Source organism: Amycolatopsis sp. NPDC031561 (assembly GCF_055580625.1).
The window spans coordinates 675,557-694,051 of the sequence record NZ_JBVILA010000001.1 but is presented as its reverse complement, the minus strand read 5'-3'; the positions used below and the strand labels follow the sequence as shown (position 1 = coordinate 694,051).

Annotated in this window: 14 protein-coding genes and 1 tRNA gene; 10 read left to right on the top strand and 5 right to left on the bottom strand. The window is 66.1% G+C overall.

The window, feature by feature from the left end; genetic code table 11:
• Position 1: 1 nt before the first annotated feature.
• Both ACZ5IK_RS03355 and ACZ5IK_RS03350 read left to right on the top strand, forming a co-directional pair.
• Positions 2–2,182 (top strand): MMPL family transporter, encoded by a 2,181-nt coding sequence (locus ACZ5IK_RS03355; protein ID WP_465486358.1) that lies wholly within the window; start codon positions 2–4, stop codon positions 2,180–2,182.
• Positions 2,175–2,897 (top strand): class I SAM-dependent methyltransferase, encoded by a 723-nt coding sequence (locus tag ACZ5IK_RS03350; RefSeq protein WP_465486357.1) that lies wholly within the window; start codon positions 2,175–2,177, stop codon positions 2,895–2,897. Before ACZ5IK_RS03355 ends, ACZ5IK_RS03350 begins: the two co-directional genes overlap by 8 nt.
• Here ACZ5IK_RS03350 and ACZ5IK_RS03345 read toward each other — a convergent pair.
• Together ACZ5IK_RS03345 and ACZ5IK_RS03340 are read right to left on the bottom strand one after the other, a co-directional pair.
• Positions 2,894–4,267, bottom strand: a complete 1,374-nt coding sequence (locus tag ACZ5IK_RS03345) for a UTP--glucose-1-phosphate uridylyltransferase (protein WP_465486356.1) — start codon at positions 4,265–4,267, stop codon at positions 2,894–2,896. The two genes, ACZ5IK_RS03350 and ACZ5IK_RS03345, sit on opposite strands and share 4 nt — an antisense overlap.
• 31 nt (positions 4,268–4,298) lie before the next feature.
• On the bottom strand, positions 4,299–4,871 hold the full coding sequence (locus ACZ5IK_RS03340) for a 5-formyltetrahydrofolate cyclo-ligase (RefSeq protein WP_465486692.1): 573 nt from the start codon (positions 4,869–4,871) through the stop codon (positions 4,299–4,301).
• A 218-nt stretch (positions 4,872–5,089) separates the two neighbouring features.
• Between ACZ5IK_RS03340 and glp the strand changes: the two genes are divergently transcribed.
• The 4 genes from glp to ACZ5IK_RS03320 all read left to right on the top strand — a co-directional run bounded on the left by glp (position 5,090) and on the right by ACZ5IK_RS03320 (position 8,143).
• Positions 5,090–6,361 (top strand): molybdotransferase-like divisome protein Glp, encoded by a 1,272-nt coding sequence (glp, locus tag ACZ5IK_RS03335; RefSeq protein ID WP_465486355.1) that lies wholly within the window; start codon positions 5,090–5,092, stop codon positions 6,359–6,361.
• Positions 6,361–7,032 (top strand): GNAT family N-acetyltransferase, encoded by a 672-nt coding sequence (locus ACZ5IK_RS03330; RefSeq protein ID WP_465486354.1) that lies wholly within the window; start codon positions 6,361–6,363, stop codon positions 7,030–7,032. Before glp ends, ACZ5IK_RS03330 begins: the two co-directional genes overlap by 1 nt.
• A 161-nt stretch (positions 7,033–7,193) precedes the next feature.
• Positions 7,194–8,000: a divisome protein SepX/GlpR gene (sepX, locus tag ACZ5IK_RS03325; RefSeq protein ID WP_465486353.1), complete on the top strand. Its 807-nt coding sequence runs from the start codon at positions 7,194–7,196 to the stop codon at positions 7,998–8,000.
• 70 nt (positions 8,001–8,070) lie between these two features.
• Positions 8,071–8,143, top strand: a tRNA-Ala gene (locus ACZ5IK_RS03320).
• 695 nt (positions 8,144–8,838) lie between these two features.
• On the opposite strand, the gene ACZ5IK_RS03315 is transcribed toward ACZ5IK_RS03320, so the two are convergent.
• A complete protein-coding gene (locus ACZ5IK_RS03315) occupies positions 8,839–10,005 on the bottom strand; it encodes a hypothetical protein (protein ID WP_465486352.1) in 1,167 nt (388 codons plus the stop codon).
• Positions 10,002–10,316, bottom strand: coding sequence for a hypothetical protein (locus ACZ5IK_RS03310; RefSeq protein WP_465486351.1), 315 nt, complete (start codon positions 10,314–10,316; stop codon positions 10,002–10,004). Before ACZ5IK_RS03310 ends, ACZ5IK_RS03315 begins: the two co-directional genes overlap by 4 nt.
• Before the next feature lie 184 nt (positions 10,317–10,500).
• Here ACZ5IK_RS03310 and ACZ5IK_RS03305 point away from each other — a divergent pair, with 184 nt between their 5' ends.
• Genes ACZ5IK_RS03305 through ACZ5IK_RS03290 form a run of 4 tightly spaced genes read left to right on the top strand, consistent with a single transcriptional unit; the run spans position 10,501 to position 17,185 of the window.
• Positions 10,501–12,012, top strand: a complete 1,512-nt coding sequence (locus ACZ5IK_RS03305) for a DUF3375 domain-containing protein (RefSeq protein WP_465486350.1) — start codon at positions 10,501–10,503, stop codon at positions 12,010–12,012.
• Positions 12,013–12,022: 10 nt separating this feature from the next.
• Entirely contained in the window at positions 12,023–12,628 is a 606-nt protein-coding gene (locus ACZ5IK_RS03300) for a DUF4194 domain-containing protein (RefSeq protein ID WP_465486349.1), read from the top strand.
• Positions 12,628–16,020, top strand: a complete 3,393-nt coding sequence (locus ACZ5IK_RS03295; RefSeq protein WP_465486348.1) for an ATP-binding protein — start codon at positions 12,628–12,630, stop codon at positions 16,018–16,020. The genes ACZ5IK_RS03300 and ACZ5IK_RS03295 overlap by 1 nt, the downstream gene beginning before the upstream one ends.
• A 1-nt stretch (position 16,021) precedes the next feature.
• Positions 16,022–17,185 carry a Wadjet anti-phage system protein JetD domain-containing protein gene (locus ACZ5IK_RS03290; RefSeq protein ID WP_465486347.1) on the top strand — a complete coding sequence of 388 codons (1,164 nt, stop codon included), beginning with the start codon at positions 16,022–16,024 and terminating at the stop codon, positions 17,183–17,185.
• An 88-nt stretch (positions 17,186–17,273) separates the two neighbouring features.
• Here the strand turns inward: ACZ5IK_RS03290 and ACZ5IK_RS03285 are convergent, their stop codons facing one another.
• On the bottom strand, positions 17,274–18,266 hold the full coding sequence (locus ACZ5IK_RS03285; RefSeq protein ID WP_465486346.1) for a LuxR C-terminal-related transcriptional regulator: 993 nt from the start codon (positions 18,264–18,266) through the stop codon (positions 17,274–17,276).
• Between the last annotated feature and the right edge of the window lie 229 nt (positions 18,267–18,495).

Here is an 18,495-nt window from a genome sequence, read left to right as displayed (position 1 = left end):
CATGCTGCCCGAAAAGATCGCCGCCTGGTCCGTGCGGCACCGCGCGCTCACCCTCGTCGGTTGGGTCGCCCTCGTCCTCATCGCCCTGCTTTCGGGCATGCTCCTGGACGGCGAAAGCCGCCGGAGCACCGATCCCGGCGAATCCGGCCGCGCGCAAACCGCCCTGAACGCCCAGAACACCTTCGACCCTTTACGCGAGAACGTGCTCGTCCAGGCGAAGGATCCCGGCTCTCCACCGTTCGTCGCGAACGACGCACTCCGTCGGGCGACCGAAGACCTGGTCACCACGCTCACCCGATCCGGCGCCGTCACCGACATCCGCTCGCCGCTGGCCATCGACGGCGCCGAGCGGATCTCGGCCGACGGCGCGTCCGGCCTCGTCGGTTTCTCGATCGCGGGCGGGGAGAAGGACCTTCGCCCGAACTTCAAGACGGCGGTCGCGCAGATCGACGTGGTCGCCGCCCGGCATCCGTCGGTCCGCTTGGGCCTGTCCGGGGATCTCAGCCTGTCGACCGTGGTCGACAAGGCCATCCGGGAGGACGTCAAACGCTCGGAACTCCTCTCCCTGCCGATGACGCTGGTGATCCTGCTGATCGTTTTCGGGGCGCTCGTCGCGGCGTCGGTCCCCCTGCTGCTGGCGGGCACGAGTGTCGCGGCGACGTTCGGCTTCCTCTCCGTCGTCGACGACTTCACCCCGATCAACAGCGCGACGACGGTGATCACCCTGCTCATCGGGATGGCGGTGGGCGTCGACTATTCGCTGTTCTTCCTGAGGCGGCAACGAGAAGAACGCGCGCGAGGCCATTCCGTCGACGACGCGATCCTGATCTCGGCCAGGACATCCGGGCATGTCGTGGTCGTCTCCGGGGTCACGGTCGTCCTGTGCGTGAGCGGGCTGGTGTTCACCGGCCTCGACAACTTCACCGGCCTCGCGATCAGCACGGCGTTCGTCGTCGGCTTGGCCGTGCTCGGCGCTGTCACCGTGCTGCCCGCGCTGCTCTCCCTGCTGGGAGACAAGGTCGATCGCGGCCGGATTCCCTGGCTGGGCAAGCGGCGCACCACCGCGGAGAACTCGCGGTTCTGGTCCATGACCGCCCGCGCGGTCACCCGGCGGCCGTGGCTGTGGGGTGGGCTCGCGACGGCGCTGCTGATCCTGCTCACGCTGCCCGCGCTCGGCATGCGCCTGCAGGATCCGACACCGGCGGAGAGCCTGCCCCGGTCGATGGCGACGATCGACGCCGCCGTCCGCACCCAGGAAGCGTTCCCCGGCGTGGTCTACCCCGCCACGGTGGTGCTGACCTCCGAGAACGGCGGCCCGGTCGGCAGCCCGGCACTCCGGTCGGCGATCACCGATCTCGAACGGCGAATCGGTGAAACCGAGGGCGTCCTGAACAACCCCATCGCGGTCGCGAACGTCGACGAAGCGGTGGTCGTCCGGGTTCCGCTGTCCGGCGCGGGCCGCGACCAACGTGCCGATTCCGCGCTGGCGAAACTGCGCACCGAGATGCTGCCCGAAACCATCGGCAAGGTGGACGGCGTCGAGTACGCCGTGTCCGGCCGCACGGCGAACGCCCGCGACTTCGCCGACCGGGTCATCGAGCGGATGCCGCTGGTCTTCGGTTTCGTGCTGCTCGCGGCGTTCGTGTTGCTGTTGCTGGCTTTCCGGTCCGTCGCGGTGGCACTCGCGTCGATCGTGCTCAACCTGCTGTCGATCGGCGCGGCCTACGGCGTGCTCACCTGGATCTTCCAGGACGGCCATTTCGCTTCACCGCTGGGATTCACCCCGTACGGCGGGGTGGTCGGCTGGCTGCCGATGTTCATGTTCGTCCTGCTGCTCGGCCTGAGCATGGACTACCACATCTTCATCCTCAGCCGGATCCGTGAACACCGGGCGGGCGGCGCCGTCTCCGCGATCGTCCGCGGTACCGGCACCAGCGCGGGGGTGATCAGTGGCGCGGCGGTGATCATGGTCGGCGTGTTCAGCGTCTTCATCACGCTGAGCGCGATCGAGTACAAGATGATGGGCGTCGGGATGGCGGTCGCCGTGCTGATCGACGCCACGCTGGTCCGCGGGGTGCTGCTGCCCGCGTTCCTGGCGCTGCTGGGAGAACGGGCCTGGCGCCCCGGCCGTAAATCCGTCGCCCCCGAACGGGTCCCGGAACTATCGTCGCCGCATGCCTGACGCGCTCTTCGCCCATGCCCGGCTCGCACCGATCTACGACGCCTTCGACGGCGCTCGCGACGATCTGGACCACTACCTCGCCATCATCGGCGAATTCGGGGCGAAGAGAGTGCTCGACGTCGGCTGCGGTACCGGCTGCCTGGCCGTGCTCCTCGCCGAGCGCGGGATCGAGGTCGTGGGGGTCGATCCCGCCGAGGCGTCGCTGGAGATCGCGAAGGCCAAGGACCCGGAAGGGAAGATCACCTGGATCCACGGTGACGCGAAGTCGGCGGGCGAGGCCGTCGCCGATCTGGCGGTGATGACCGGGAACGTGGCCCAGGTCTTCCTGACCGACGACGACTGGATCCGGACCCTCGAAGGCGTCCACACCGCGCTCACGCCGGGTGGTCACCTGGTGTTCGAGATCCGGCGCCCCGGTTACCGGGCGTGGGAGGACTGGGCCGCCGACACCGCGCACGAGACCATCGACGTCCCAGGCGTCGGCGAGGTCGAGCAGTGGCGCGAGGTCACCGAGGTGAACCTCCCGTTCGTCTCGTTCCGGTACAGCTACCGGTTCCCCGACGGGGAGGTCGTCACCTCGGACTCGAAACTGTGGTTCCGCGAACGCGAAGACCTGGAAACCCTGCTGGCGGAGCACGGTTTTCGCGTCCTGGACGTGCGGGACGCCCCCGACCGTCCAGGACGCGAATACGTGTTCATCGCCCAGCGGGACTAGAGGATCTCGCCGTCCGGAACGGTTTTCGGCCCGGCGATCTTCACGTCGCCCCGGATGACGACGTTCTTCCCGAAGGTGACGTCGCCGTCCACTTCGAGGCTCGTGCACTCCTTGAGCGACGGGGCGGAAGGGATCCGCGCGTCGAAGTCCGGCAGGAGCTTGTAGAACTCCTTGCTCAGCGAGACGACCGGCGGGGTGGTGGTGAACTCCGGGATCATCTCCCCGCCGTCGTCGAGCACGTACGCGTCGGAGCGGACGACGAGCAGGTCGTCCGTGGTCTTGACCGGCGCGAACCGGGTCCGCGGGATCTCGATCGCCCGCGCGCCCTCGACCGAGCCGATCGCCGCGCCCATCGCCGTTTCGAGCTGGATCACCGGCGTGCTGGCCGAATCGGCCGGATCGACGGTCTTCCGGTTCACGATCAGCGGCAGCAGCGGGGCGGCCGGGTCGGCGTCCTGCAGGGTTTTCAGCCGTTCGAGGTCGAACCAGATGTTGTTGGTGTTGAAGAAACGCCACTTGGCGACGTCGCCGAACGAGTCGTCACCGTCGGGTACCTGCGCGGATTCACGCAGGACGATCCGTCCCGCGCGCCGCGCGAGATGACCGCCCTTGCGGTCGGCAGCGGTGCCGAGCACGGTCTCCATCGCGAACGGGATGTTCTCGCGTCCGAGCCAGGCGGCGATCCGCGCGTCCGGGAGCGCGCCGAGGTTGTCGGCGTTGGACACGAAACACCAGCGGATGCCCTGCGCCAGCAGCAGATCGAGCATCCCGCTCACGGCGAGCGCGATGTAGATGTCGCCGTGCCCCGGCGGGCACCACTCGAGTTCCGGGTTGGCAGGCCACTCGGCGGGCTGCCCGTCGGCCGTGATCTTCGGTTCGCGGCCCTGCAGGAAGTCGGCCGGGATGACCTCGTCGGCGAGCTCGGGATACCTCTTCAACAGCTCCAGCGAAGGCTCACGGGTACCCGCCGAATTCATCAGGATCAGCGGAAGGCGCGCGTTGTACTTCTCGCGGGTCGAGAGCACCTGCATCGCGATGACGTCGAGGAACGTCTTCCCCGGTTTGATTTCCAGCAGTGATTTCGGGCCGGTGAGCCCCATGCTCGTGCCGAGCCCGCCGTTGAGCTTGAGAACGGCCGTGCGGTCCAGGACCCGGCGCGCTTCCTCTGCGCCCGGCTCGGGGAGATCCACGAGCCGGGAGATGTCATCGAGAGGTTCGAGTTCGTTTCCCGGCAATTCACCCGCGCCGGGTTCGGACAGCTGCTCGAGACGCCTTCGCAGGGCCGCCAGTTCCATGGCGTGGGCCCCCGCGGAGCGCATTTTCGACAGCGTTCCGGCGAAACGATCGGACAGGTGCGCGTCAGAGCTCATTGTGCCCTTTCTGAACCACTGCGTCGGGGCGTCAGTGTATTACCGGTCGCGGCGCCAGGCCGTGCTCCGGGGTCAGTACCCCGGTCATGCGGACGTCATGCGATTCCGCGGGCAACTCACACACGAGTTCGGCGTCCCGGACGACGGCGACCAGTGCGGCACCCGGCGCGGCGAAGGAGAGCGACCGGTCGTAATACCCGGCGCCCCTGCCGAGCCGGACGCCTTCGTCGTCGACGGCGAGCGCGGGGATCAGCACCAGGTCGGCCGTCCCCAGCGTGTCGGGACCGAGCCGGCGGCCGGTCGGTTCGAGCAGCACGCGCAGCCGGCCGGGTCCGAGACTCCGCGGGCCTTCGTAGGCGGCCCACTCCAGCGGTCCCGGCGCCGCGGGGACGATCGGCAGCAGCACACGTTTGCCCTGGTCGAGAAGTTGATCAAGGAGCCGCGGCGAGCCCGGTTCGGTGCCGAACGGGACATACGCGCACACGACCTCGCCCGGCAGCAGAGCGGCCGCGGCGGCCAGCGCCGCCGCCTCCCTGGCATGCTCTTCCGACACCAGTGAACGCCGTTCGGCGGTTATCCGGGAACGCCACTCCGCTTTGCTCAGGTGTTCATTGCCGGGCTTGACCACGTGGTCAGGTTAGGCTTCACGCCTATGACAGGCGCAGCGACCACCCCGGCGGCACGGACCACGAGGAGCTTGCCCGATCGGGCGATTTCCACGGCTTCGGACCGCATCACTCCTGGTAACGGTGGTGAACTTCAGTTCACCGACGGGCCTTCATCGCGTGCCTGGTCGAACGAACGGATCGAGATCCCCCAGTCATGACGGAGCCCATCGCAGAAGCGGCCGAGACCGAAGACGTGGGACAGTTCCGTTCCGTCGAGGATCAGATCGCGCTGACCCTGGACGCCGCGGTACGCCCGCGCCCGGTCCGGGTCGCCATCTCCGAGGCCCAAGGCCTCCTGTGCGCCGAAGAGGTCGTCGCCGAACACGCGCTGCCCGGTTTCGACCAGGCCGCCATCGACGGCTACGCGGTACGAAGTGTCGACGTCCGCACAGCGGGCCAGGAACCGGTGCAGCTACCGGTGGTCGGCGAGATCGCCGCCGGTTCACGCCAGCCGCGACGGCTGCAACCGGGTCAGGCCGTCCGCGTCGACACCGGCGCGCCGCTGCCCACGCTCGCCGACGCCGTCGTCCCGACCGCGTACACCGACGGCCACCAGGCCAAGGTCACCGTGCACAAGTCGGTCCCGTCCGCGGGCTACGTGCGCCGGACCGGTGAGGACGTGCAGATCGGCGACGTCGCCGTCCGCAAGGGCGACACCATCGGCTCGGCCCAGGTCGGCCTGCTCGCCGCGGTCGGCAGGGCGAAGGTCCTGGTCTACCCGCGGCCGCGGGTTTCGATCGTGTCCGTCGGCGACGAACTGGTCGACATCGACCGCACCCCATCGGTCGGGCAGGTCTACGACGTCAACTCCTACGCGCTGTCCGCGGCCGCGCGGGACGCGGGCGCCGAGGTGAGCCGCGTCGGCATCGTCCCCGGCGACCCGAAACGGCTGCGCGAGATCGTCGAAGGCCGACTGCTGATGTCGGAGATCGTCGTCGTCGCGGGTGGCGCCGGCGGAAGCGCGGGCGACGAGGTGCACGCGGCGCTGTCCGACCTCGGCCACATCGACATGACCCGCGTCGGCATGCACCCCGGTTCGGTGCAGGGCTTCGGCAGGCTCGGCCCCGATTCGGTGCCGACGTTCCTGATCCCCGGCAACCCGATGAGCGCGCTGGTCGTGTTCGAGGTCCTGGTCCGCCCGCTCATCCGCGCCGCGCGCGGCACCCGCAACCCGCACCGCCGGATCGTCGGCGCGCGGCTGCTCTCCCCGATCACCTCGACCAAGGGACGCAAAGGCTTCCTGCGTGGGCAACTGCTGCGCGACGAGGGCAACGGTGAGTACCTGGTGCAGCCGCTCGGCACCTCCGGCGCGCACCTGCTCGCGTCACTGGCCGAGGCGAACTGCCTGATCAACATCGACGAAGACCTCACCGAGGTCGCCGCGGGCGAGCAGGTCAAGGTGACCTTCCTGGCCCAGCGGGCGTAATGGGCGCACCGATTTCCGGCGTCGCGTATCCGATCGAGAGCAGGCATCCGGGCTGGCCCGCGAAACTGGGGCCGCTCCGGGTGCCCGCCGGCGTACTCGCCGTCCGGCCGGTCCGGCTGCGGGACGCCGGCGAGTGGAGCCGCGTCCGGCTGCGGGACCGCGAGCACCTCGAGATGTGGGAACCGACCGGCGTCGGACCGTGGCCGGACCGCAACGCGTTCTGGTCATGGCCGTCGCAATGGATGGCCCTGCGCGGTCTCGCCCGGCGCGGACAGTGCCTCCCGTTCACCATCACGGTGGATGGACGCTTCGCCGGACAGATCACTGTGGGTAACGTCATCCGCGCTTCGCTCCGGTCTGCGTGGATCGGTTACTGGGTGTCATCGGACATCGTCCGCGGCGGCGTCGCGACCGGCGCCGTCGCCCTCGTCACCGACCACGTCTTCGACTTCGGCGGACTGCACCGGCTCGAAGCGACCGTTCGTCCCGAAAACACCCCCAGCCTGCGGGTTCTCAACAAAGTCGGGTACCGGCAAGAGGGCCTTTTCGAGCGCTATCTCGATGTCGCGGGCGGCTGGCGGGACCACTTTTGCTACGCCGTCACCAAGGAAGAAACCGGTGACGGACTGGTGTCCCGGCTCGTCGCGAAGGGCCTCGCAGAGCGAGTTTGACCCCATCACCGGGTCGTTCCAGTGACCGCGTTACCACAAACTGTGAGATTCACCTAATTTGGTGATGCATTTTCCGTGATCGAAACCGGCGAGTCTGCGCGGCGTGTGTGACTGTTGTGGCTAGCGTGACTACAGCAGTGGATCGGGGGAGGTGACGGGAGATGCCCAGTTCGGTGATCATCGTCGCGCTCGCAGCGGCATGGCTCGTCGTTCTCGTGCCCATGGTCGCTCGCAAGCGCCAGCAGGTCGCGCGGACGACGGACTCGGCCTTGGCGGCGCGAGTCGTGCGGAGCGGGAGCACACGCCAAGAGGGACCGGAGGAGTTCGCCATGGCGGAGAACACGGAACCGTCGGTAGAAGACGACCTGGCCGAGCTCGAGGCGGAACTCGACGCCGACCTCGAAGAAGAGGAGCCGGAAGCCGAACCGCTTCCCCAGCCCTCACGCGGGCCCCGCACCGAAAGAGAACGTCAAGGCGCCGGCTACCGGCCGGGCCGAGGCGGTTTCGACCCCGAGGCGGCGGACATCGCCGCCCGCGCCAAGTACGCGTTCCGGCAGCGGATCGTCATCGCGCTCCTGGTACTCGTGGTGACCACGGCGGTCGTCGCCGGCTTCCTGACCCCGACGGTCTGGTGGGCCAACGGTGTCGTCGACGCTGTCCTCATCGGCTACCTCGCGTACCTGCGCCGTCAGGTCCGCATCGAGAACGAGATCCGGCAGCGCCGCCTCGCCCGCTTCAACAACACCCGCGCCCCACGCCGGACGGAGACCGACGACGAATCCCACGACTCCCACGAAGACGTCGAGGTCGTCGCCGCCGAACGCCCGGACGTCGTGGAGCGCAAACCGTCCCCGATGTCCCGCCTCCGGCGCCAAGCCGTCGTCGTCGACCTCGACGACGAGGACCCGGCCTTCCACGAGCTCGACGAGCCCGGGACCAGGCCTTTTCGCCGGGCCGCAGGAGAGTGACCCCCGCGTTCGGGGCTCCGTGAGCCACTGATAAGCTCATGGAGCCCTGAATGAGGGGCAAGCTTTACCAGGGGCTGTAGCGCAGTTGGTAGCGCGTCTCGTTCGCATCGAGAAGGTCAGGGGTTCGATTCCCCTCAGCTCCACAGCAGGTCAAAGGCTCTTCCCAGAAATTTGGGAAGAGCCTTTTGCATCGTGACCACGAACTGAGCGTGTCAGAGAATGCTCATCGCGACCCGAGGGCGCACATCGAGATCCGCCAGCAGTGAATCGCAGGAGCGACGACCGTCATGCACGGCGTTGTGCCGAACGCCCATCTTCCTGCATCACGTCGTCCACGACCGGAGAAAGTTACGCGGCTCGAGCGGTGTGCCGTGCTCGGTCGTGAGCCTTTCCTTGTCCCTCCCCCGACGCTCCAACCGCAGCTTCAACGCGGCTGTGACGATGCCGATCAGAGGCATGGTGCCGTCGGACGTCGGTGTCTTCGTCTGGGAATGCGGGCAGCCCACCGTCCCTAAGGGACCGAGACCGTCCAGCGGTCACCGGCATCTTTGCCTTCGATAGTTTGCAGCGAGGACAACCTGGAGATAGATCACGGCCCGGAGATAAGGCGACGCGGTTACAAAACCGTCAGCCTGATGTTCGCGAGGTATCGATTGAATTGCCGATTCACGCATAGCATAAATCGATAATCGCTTCGTGAAACGCGTGACGGAATCAGTCCGCCGCTGACCGATCGGGCTGGGAAGACCGGTCTACGGCGAGCCGGATGGAGCCGCCTGCGTCGGCGTCAGCCCTGGCAGCGGCACCAACGCGCGTTCTCCGTGTGAAGCTCGGAACGTCAGATGCCGGCCCGGTTGAAGCGTTCGATGAGGCTGGGTTTGCGCGCGTGTGTTCGCCGCAGTGCGTTGATGCGCGAAGTGAACCCGTCGTCGCGATCCTCGCGTTCAGCGAGCGCTTGGAGATCAGTGAGCAGTGTGACAGCGGCGTCGTAGTCGGCCGGTTTGCGGGTGGCGATCAGCTCGTCGACGCGTGACCACGCCGCCTCTCCCTCCTCGGCCAGCGTGTCGAGTCGCCGGTCGCGGGCCAGGGCTCGCGCTTGTTCCCTGCGCGCCTCGTCTTCGACACGCTGGAGGGCCAGGCGACGCTCGCGGTCAGCCCGCCGACGGGCCGCCGCGTCGAGCAGGTCGGCCACGGTTCGGCGGGCTGGGCTGGTCATGGCCGGAGCGGACTCGCCGCGGAAGCGACGCAGCAACTCCATCCGCACCCGCGCGGCCTCCCCCAGCAGGACCCGTGTGAGGAGCCGGTTCTTGTCGGCGACCAGCTGGCGGGCCACCCAAGCGGCGACGTCATCGGGATTGTCAGCAGTCTCCTCTAACGGTGGAGAAGCTTGGGTCGCGGTCGTGAGGAGATCGTCGTCGAGGCGGAGAAAGTCGGCCAGCGCCCGCTGTGCGGAAGTGAGCGTGCCCAGCCCGGGCGGAACCGGTGGTTCGAGGCCATCGTCGGCCTCGCGGTCGGAAACGTCCTCGTCACGCTCCCATGCTCCGTAGTCCGCCAGCCAGGCGAGGTAGAGCGGCCGGAGGTCACCGGCGGCGAGTTCGGCGCGAACTCCGACGATCGCCGACAACAAGGTCTCGGGGGTGTAGTCGAAGTCGAACTCACCGGCGTGGTCCTCGCTGGCGAAGTCGAGCACGATGAACTCACCCGTTACCCAGACACTCACTTCGTAGCCGACGCAGTAGTCCTCGATGACGTCGGGATCGAGCAGATCGCACGGCAGGCGGAGCATCAGTCGGTGGGTGCCCCAGTTCGCGACATACAGGTGCGCGTCGTAGTAGCGCTCCATCAGACGGCGCGCGTCACCCTTGAAGTCGCCCCAGTGGTATTCGTTCACGAAGCTGGTCGAGCTGATCCTCGCCCTGGTGGACAGTGACCGGACTTCGGCCTGCTCGTCGTCGTCCAGCGGCCGGTCGACCGTCAGGAACTCGTAGTACTGGTACTCGCTCACTGCACACCCCGTTCATCGGCTTCGGTGAACGGTTCCGCTCGAAAACTCGAGTCATCGCCCATGTGGAAGAACAGATGTCCCTCGATCGTCTCGTCGTCGGTCATGACCGCCCAGCCGCGGCCGCTGACCTGATCGCCCTCATCGGCACCTTCCCAGGTGAATTCGACGCCGGTCTGGCCGCTCCGCTCAACCGGGCGGCAGTCCAGCCAACCTTGGACGGCGATGAAGCCGAGCCGACCGGTCCGGTCCCGGGCGAACTCGATGAAACCCGGCTCGACCAAGTCGATCGCGTCGCGGTCCCAGCCACTCATCTCCACAATCCGCCATCGCCCGACCAACCGCGTCGCTGACTTCGAACCATGTCGCACCACGAGACGTCAGAGTAACCATCGCGGACTCAGCGACGTAAACGAACGGGCTCTTCTTGATTCCGACCGTGAGTCAACCCGTCACGAGCCAGCTCGGCCACGGACCGCTCGAACTCGTCGATGTACAGTGCTTGTTGACGTTGCAACGAACTGCAATAGATCGCTGAGAGCGATGAGTTTCGACGAACTTGACTTCCTGCGCCGCAATGATCCGGCGTGGCGGCTGCTCCTTGCCGACAACGCGCCCCTCGTGCTCGGATTTCTCCGGAACGTCTTTGTCGACGACAACGTCCGGTCGATCTCGGCGACCGACCTGATCAGCCGTCTGGACGACGAGCTGTACGCGCTCAACGAGCGGCTCGGTGAAGGCTCGTTCCCCAAGTCAGCCAAGGCCTACCTCGATGATTGGGCGGCACCGGCGAACAGCTGGTTGCGCAAGTACTACCCCGCCGGATCCGACGAGGTGCATTTCGATGCGACTCCCTCGGTGGAGAAGGCATTGATCTGGGTCGATTCCCTCCGGGCGCGCTCATTCGTCGGTACCGAGTCCCGCTTGAACACGATCTTCGAGCTGCTGCGCCAGATGGCTTTCGGAGCGGAGACAGATCCGGACGTCCGACTTACCGAGCTGCACCGGCGCCGGTCCGAGATCGACGTCGAGATCAATCGGGTCGCCGGGGGTGACTTCGCCGTTCTTGATGTGTCGGGGCAGCGGGACCGCTACCAGCAGTTCGCCGCGACCGCCCGCGAGTTGCTGGCCGACTTCCGCGAGGTCGAGGCCAACTTCCGTGGGCTTGACCGGGAGCTTCGCGCCCGTATCGCCGGCTGGGAGGGCAGCAAAGGCCAGCTGCTCGACGAGGTGGTCGGCAACCGCACCAGCATCGCCGACTCCGATCAGGGGCGCAGTTTCCAGGCCTTCTACGACTTCCTCCTCTCCCACGAACGGCAGCTCGAGCTGTCGGACCTGCTGGAGAAAGTGCAGTCGCTTGACGTCGTCGGTGAGCCCGACCCGCGCATGCGGCACATCCACTACGACTGGCTCGACGCGGCCGAGCGCACGCAAGCCACGGTGCGGCTGCTGTCGGAACAGCTGCGGCGGTTCCTCGACGACCAGGTGTGGCTGGAGAACCGCCGCGTGATGGACATCCTGCACAGCATCGAATCATCCGCGCTCAAGCTCCGCGAGCATCCTGCCCCGGATCTCACCTCCGAACTCGACGGCACGGCACCGGTTGTCGCGCTGCCGATGGAACGTCCGCTGTACACGCCGAAGGAGAAGGTCCCGCTGGACAGCGGAGGGATTGCCGCGGCCGACGAGGACGTCGACGCGTCCGCCTTGTTCGAGCAGGTCTACGTCGACCGCGAGCGGTTGTCCGGCATCGTGCGCCGCGAGCTGCGCGAACGTAGTCAAATCGGCCTGAGTGAAGTGCTCGGACGCCAGCCCCTCGAACAGGGTATGGCCGAGCTGGTCGGTTACCTGTCACTGGGCGATCCTACGTTCCAGGTCGTCTTCGACGAGACCACACGCGAACAGGTGCGCTGGCTCGACGACAGCGGCGTGGAGCGAGTCGCGACCATCCCCCGTGTCACGTTCACGCGAGTCTCGAATGGCGGCGATTCTGTCGGTGAGCGCGCTTAGCATGGGCAGCGTGTCCACGTCGTTACGCCGAGACGAGCTCGACCTGCCGTTGGTCATCACGCACCTGATGAAGGGGGTGGTCTACGCGGACAGCCATGAGAAGGTCTGGCGCCATCTGCTGCCGCTGCAGGCCCAAGTGCGTGACTATGTCGGAGTGATGGGCCTGACGGTCATCGTCGACGAAGCCGAAGGTTATGCCTTCATGCGGTCGAAGCCTGACGACGAAGAGGGGGAGGGAAAACTCCCCCGGTTGATCCCGCGGCGAGCCCTGTCCTTTCACGTGAGCCTGCTGCTGGCCCTGCTGCGGAAGAAGCTGGCAGAGTTCGACGCGTCCGGTGCGGAGACCCGGCTGATTCTCACCAGGGATCAGCTCGTCGAGATGGTGCGGATGTTCCTGCCCGAGAGCAGCAACGAGGCACGGCTGGTCGACCAGATCGACGCACAGCTCACCAAGATCGTCGAACTCGGCTTCCTGCGGCGGATCACCGGACAGGAAGCCGCGTACGAGGTGCGACGTATTCTCAAGGCGTTCGTGGACGGGCAATGGTTGGCCGAATTCGACCAGCGGCTCGCCGAGTACGCCGCGCAACTCGGCGGCGGAGAGGACGAGGGCTGATGGGTGGCCTGTTCGGCGCGGCGGGTCTCGACACCGAGGGGACCGAACTCGCCGGTTACCGGCTGGAGCGCCTGGAGGTCTACAACTGGGGGACCTTCGACCAGCGCGTATGGGTGTTTCACCCCGAAGGGCGCAACAGCCTGCTGACCGGCGACATCGGCTCCGGAAAGTCCACCATCGTCGACGCGATCACCACGTTGCTCCTGCCTGCCCACCGCATCTCCTACAACAAGGCGGCGGGCGCCGAGGCGAAAGAGCGACATCTCCGTTCGTATGTGCTGGGCTACTACAAGTCCGAACGCAACGAAGCGACTGGTGCCTCCCGGCCGGTCGGGTTGCGGGATCGCCGGTCGTTCTCGGTCGTCCTCGGTTCCTTCACCAACGCCGGCTACGACTCGACGGTGACGTTGGCGCAGGTGTTCTGGTTTCGCGACGCGTCTGTCGGCCAGCCGGACCGGTTCTACGCGACTGCGGACCGGGACCTGACGATCGCGGGCGACTTCGCCGACTTCGGCGGTGACATCGCGCCGCTCAAGCGCAGGCTGCGCAAGCAGGATGTCCGCGTCCACGACCACTTTCCCGCCTACAGCAAGGATTTCTGCCGACGGCTCGGGATCGAGTCCGAGCAGGCGATGGAGCTGTTCCACCAGACGGTTTCGATGAAGTCGGTGGGCAACCTGAACGATTTCGTACGCTCCCACATGCTGGAGCCGTTCGACGCCGCGGACTGGACCAACCGGCTGGTCGAGCACTTCGAAGACCTGACCAAGGCGCACGAAGCGGTGCTCAAGGCGCGCACACAGCTGACCCTGCTGGAACCGCTGCTCGCCGAATGCGACACCTACGACGAGCTCGACGCACGGATCACGACGGGCAAAACCGTGCGTGAAGCCCTGAGGTTCTACTGCGCGGATCGCAAGGCGACGCTGCTGAGCGATCGCCTGAGCGTGCTCGCTGGTCAGATCGGTGAGCAACAGGCGAGATTGGCGGACGCCGAGAGCGACCTGGAACGACTGCGCCGTAAGGAGCGGGATCTCGAGATCGAGCGCGCGGGCTGCGGTGGCGACCGGATCAGCCAGCTCGAAGCCGAGATCGGAGCTGAGGAGAAGGAACGCGACCGGCGAAAGGACCAAGCCGATCGGTATCAAGTGCTCCTGGAAGCGGCCGGCCTGCCCGCCGTCGTGGATCCGGCGCAGTTCGCCGCCCGGCAGCGTGATGTCACCGAAAAGCAGAGTTCTCTCGGATCAGAACAGGCCGATCTGCAGAATCAGCTCACGGATCTCACAGTCGAGCGCCGCGATCTCGATGTCGAAGCCGCGGACCTCAACACGGAGCTGTTGAGCTTGCGAGAGCGGCGCAGCAACATTCCCAAACGCAGCCTGGACGTGCGGGAGGCACTGTGCGCCGCACTCCGGGTCGACTCCGCCGAGCTGCCCTTCGCGGGCGAGCTCATCCAGGTACGCGCGGACTGCGCCGCGTGGGAAGGCGCTGCCGAGCGGCTTCTGCGCAGCTTCGGGTTGTCGATGCTGGTCGCGAGTGACCACTACGAGGCCGTTTCCGAGTGGATCAACGAACGACACCTCGGCATCAAGCTCGTGTACTACCGAGTGCCCGAACGGTTGGGCCAGATTCCGCCCCCGCCGATCTCGGAGCGGTCTTTGTTCACCAAGCTGGAGGTCAAGGAATCGTCGTTCTCCGCCTGGCTGGATCGTGAGCTGGCACACCGCGCTGACTACGAGTGCGTGGATACGATGGCCGATTTCCGGCGGGCCGCGAAGGCCGTTACCCAGGCTGGGCAAGTCAAAGGGGCTCGCGGCAGGCACGAGAAGGACGACGCCCGCCGAATCGACGACCGCCGCCACTACGTGCTGGGTTGGGACAACCAGGCCAAGATCGACGCGCTGCTCGACCAGGCGAGCCGCCTTCAACTTCAGCTGCGTGGTTTGAACGGCCGGACGGAAAAGGTCAAAGCCGGGCTGACCGCCAAGGGTAAGCTCGCCACCACGCTGACCTTGCTGGAGCAGTTCAGCGGGTTCGCCGAGATCGACTGGCACGCTTCGGTGAACCGCATCGCGGAACTGGCTGACGAGAAGCGACGCCTGGAACAGCAGTCGGACGAGCTGAAACGACTGACGGCGGAGCTGAGTGCCGTCGGAACTCAGATCGAGGCGGCGGAAAAGGCCAAAGGCAAGGCGCAAACGGGACTCGGAAACCTCGGTGGTCAGCGGGAAGTCGCGGAGAAACAGCTGCGCGACACGAACATCACGCTGGAGGAGCCGGCGGCCGAATCCGCGAAGGCATCGTTTCCTCTCGCGGACAAGCGCGTCGGATCCAGGAATCTCGCCACTCCGGAAGACTGCGACACATTCCGCGTCGAGGTGAACGACGAGATCACCATGGAGATCGATCGGCTCACCGGCAGGCAGAACAAGGTCGCGGCCCGTTTGGTCGGCAAGATGGGCGATTTCCGCAAGGAATATCCGCTGGAAACCGAGGAGTTCGACAACTCGGTGCAGTCCGCGGGCGAATACCGCGCGCTGCACGGGCGGATCGCGTCCGACGATCTACCTCGCTTCGAATCCGAATTCAAGACCTACCTCAACACGAACACCATCCGCGACATCGCGGGTTTCCACTCCCAGCTGACCAAGCAGGCGGAGCTGATCAAGCAGCGGATCGAGACGATCAACGACTCGCTGGTCGACATCGACTACAACCCCGGGCGGTTCATCCGGCTCGAACCGCATCCGACGGTGAACGTCGAGATCCGCGACTTCCGTAAGGATCTCCGGGATTGCACCAGCGGGTCGCTCAGCGGCGACGACTCGGACCAGTACTCAGAGCAGAAGTTCCTCCAGGTGAAGGCTCTGATCGAACGCTTCCGAGGGCGGGAAGGGCAAACCGAACCGGACCGGCAGTGGACCCGGCGGGTCACCGACGTACGCAACTGGTTCACGTTCTCCGCGTCCGAGCGTTGGCGCGCCGATGACACCGAGCATGAGAACTACACCGACTCGGGTGGCAAATCGGGTGGCCAGAAAGAGAAACTCGCTTACACGATCCTCGCGGCGTCGCTGGCTTACCAGTTCAAGCTCGACTGGGGTGCGAGCAAGTCGAAGACGTTCCGGTTCGTGGTGATCGACGAGGCATTCGGCCGCGGCTCCGACGAGTCGACCCGATTCGCGCTCGGCCTGTTCCGGCGGCTGGGCCTGCAACTGCTGATCGTGACACCGTTGCAGAAGATCCACGTCATCGAACCGTACGTCGCGGCGGTCGGATTCGTGGACAACAAGACCGGTGACAACTCACGGTTGCAGACCTTGACCGTCGAGGAATACCAGCAACGCCAACTCGCGCATGCTCTCGACACCGCGTCCGATCAGAGCGGCTGACATGGCGCCAACCGGTTGGACCGTTCCCGATGCTGTGCTCGGCAAACTGCGACGTCGGTGGGACCGAGGCGAGTTCCTTTCCCAGCTCGCCACAGGAGCCTTGTGGGAGCCATTGGCGATGGGGTTGCGGGGGCCGAGCGCACCGGACACCTCCGCGCACCTGGACGAGGCACGTGCCTGGGTCGAGCGATGGCATCGCACCCGGCATCTCCGTGTCGAGACGAGGACGGTCGGCGGCCGGGTCGCCGGCACGAACGAGATCCCCGGCCGGGTCTGGGTCGACTCCTACGAACAGCTGTGGTCCGCCCTAGGTGTACAGCCGGACGTGCGGACGTTCACGACCCTGCTGGAAGCGACCCGGCTCCGGGCTCCCGCCATCGTCGATTGGATGTCCGCCAAACCGATGGAAGTGCTCAGACACCAGGGCGAATGGGTCAGGCTGGTCGACACCGCACTGTGGATCGACGCGTACGCGCGTCCTGACATGTACGTCCGGCAGGTCGACGTGCCCGGCGTCGACACCAAGTTCATCGAACGTTTCCGGACCATCCTTGCCGCGCTGCTGGACCGCCAACTCGCCGAGGATCGCGTCGACCGCAGCAGACCGCCGTCGGATTTCGCCGGCCGGTACCTCTTTCGCCAGAAGCCCTCCTACGTCCGGTACCGCCGCTTGTCGGACGGCCCTGGATTCAGCGAACTGACCGTCCGAGTGTCCGAACTGGCCGACATGCCGCCGACGGCGCGCACCGTGTTCGTCGTCGAGAACGAGATCACCTATCTGGCTTTTCCGACTGTCGAGGACGCTATCGTGATCTTCGGCGAGGGTTACGCGGCGTCCCGCCTGCGCCCCTTGAAATGGCTGGCCCAGAAGAATCTCGTCTACTGGGGTGACATCGATACCCACGGCTTCGCGATCCTGAACAGTGTGCGCCGCTCGTTCGAAGGTGCCCGTTCCATGCTCATGGACCGCGCCACGCTCCTCGCTCATGAGGGCCAATGGGTCGGCGAACCCAACCCCACCAGCGAACATCTCGAGATGCTCCGTCCGGAGGAGGCAAGCCTCTACACCGACCTTGTGGAGGGGGCTCTGGGCAAGTCCGTACGACTGGAACAAGAACGCATCTCGTACGCCGCCATCGAGCAGGCCACTCGGCAATACCGCTGAGTGACACCAGGGAAGGGCGTCGAACGGGTTATCGTGGCTCGCCTGAACTGGTTGATCGAGGGCGGCTCGGGTGTAGGCCCTGGGCCCCTCAACGCGCCAGATGCCTCCGCACGTCCTCGGCCACCGACGCGCGCCCGCTCATCTTGTACTTGCCCAGGATTTTCCGGACATGGGTCTTGACCGTATGGGTGCTGATTCCGAGTTCATTCGCGATCTGCTCGTTCTGCAATTCGCTTCCCAGGAGCACCGCGACACCCTGTTCGGCCGCGGTGAGCGATCTGAAGCGCTCTTCGGGCTCGTTGTCTGTCTCGAGGGTGAGCTCGATCAGATTCGATTGAAGTTGCTGGCAACCGGTGACGATTCGCTCCAATGCCTCCTTCATGGAAACTGGATCCGCTGTCTGGGCAGCTTCCCGAGCCCGGTCACGTAAGTCGGCCACCCGTGATGACAGGAACTCGATGACATGGTCCGCCGTGACCTGCTGTGGCCCGCCATCGCCGTCTGCCGGTAGACGGCGAAGCGCGTCCAGATCCTCGGATTCCTTTGTCAGCACGCGGGCGACCAGGTCGGCCAGCCACTCGAAGGCACGCACGGAATTGTCGTCGAACGTGTTCGCCGTGTAGCTCTGCATGGACATCATGCCGAACACCGTTCGCCGGGTGTCCGCTCCGGGGCGCAACAAGGGAGTGGTGACGGCGTCGGCCGACGTTCGGCTGGTATCGCCAGACGCGACGCCGGCGTTGAGCGCGACACCGTTGTCGTAGTGCATGCGGTACGTCTGCCGATGTTTCAACAGCCAGGCGGCCTGACCATGCGGCCCGTAAGTGTGCGAACCGGGGTCTTCGTACTGACCACTGTCGTAGCCGTAGGGATACCGAACTCTGCTCGCGCCGTGAAAGAACCCGATGTAGAAGTGGTCGAGAGGGACGATTTTTCCCATTACGGCCCGAACATAGTCGTAGAGGCCATAATGATCGTTACGATAGTTGGCGTCGATCTTATAGAAAGCCTCTCGCAATACGAGTGTGGTCGCCGCGTCAACTCGAAGCCGGACAGGTTTACCGCCCTCGTCCTCATGCATCGGCCAATCCTCCCCCACCAACGGCGTTCGTCTCCACCGCCTCAGGGAAATCACCGGATCGCCGAGCTGGTGATGACATGGTGGACCGCTTCTCCTCGCTCTCGGAGCGATAGAACCCACCTCGCGCGACTGCCACGGTTGAACAGCAACAACCGGCTACAGAAACGAGGGACATTCATGAAAACCTTTCGTTCCGATGTTCGGTCCGTCAATCGTCGAGCTCTGTCGC

What these genes read in the sequence shown, in the direction of transcription:
- ACZ5IK_RS03295 (WP_465486348.1), top strand. Translation starts at nt 12,628, where the DNA reads ATGGGTGGCCTGTTCGGCGCGGCGGGTCTCGACACCGAGGGGACCGAA.
- ACZ5IK_RS03345 (WP_465486356.1), bottom strand. Translation starts at nt 4,267, where the DNA reads ATGAGCTCTGACGCGCACCTGTCCGATCGTTTCGCCGGAACGCTGTCG.
- ACZ5IK_RS03290 (WP_465486347.1), top strand. Translation starts at nt 16,022, where the DNA reads ATGGCGCCAACCGGTTGGACCGTTCCCGATGCTGTGCTCGGCAAACTG.
- ACZ5IK_RS03310 (WP_465486351.1), bottom strand. Translation starts at nt 10,316, where the DNA reads ATGAGTGGCTGGGACCGCGACGCGATCGACTTGGTCGAGCCGGGTTTC.
- ACZ5IK_RS03330 (WP_465486354.1), top strand. Translation starts at nt 6,361, where the DNA reads ATGGGCGCACCGATTTCCGGCGTCGCGTATCCGATCGAGAGCAGGCAT.
- ACZ5IK_RS03285 (WP_465486346.1), bottom strand. Translation starts at nt 18,266, where the DNA reads ATGCATGAGGACGAGGGCGGTAAACCTGTCCGGCTTCGAGTTGACGCG.
- ACZ5IK_RS03350 (WP_465486357.1), top strand. Translation starts at nt 2,175, where the DNA reads ATGCCTGACGCGCTCTTCGCCCATGCCCGGCTCGCACCGATCTACGAC.
- glp (WP_465486355.1), top strand. Translation starts at nt 5,090, where the DNA reads ATGACGGAGCCCATCGCAGAAGCGGCCGAGACCGAAGACGTGGGACAG.
- ACZ5IK_RS03355 (WP_465486358.1), top strand. Translation starts at nt 2, where the DNA reads ATGCTGCCCGAAAAGATCGCCGCCTGGTCCGTGCGGCACCGCGCGCTC.
- sepX (WP_465486353.1), top strand. Translation starts at nt 7,194, where the DNA reads ATGCCCAGTTCGGTGATCATCGTCGCGCTCGCAGCGGCATGGCTCGTC.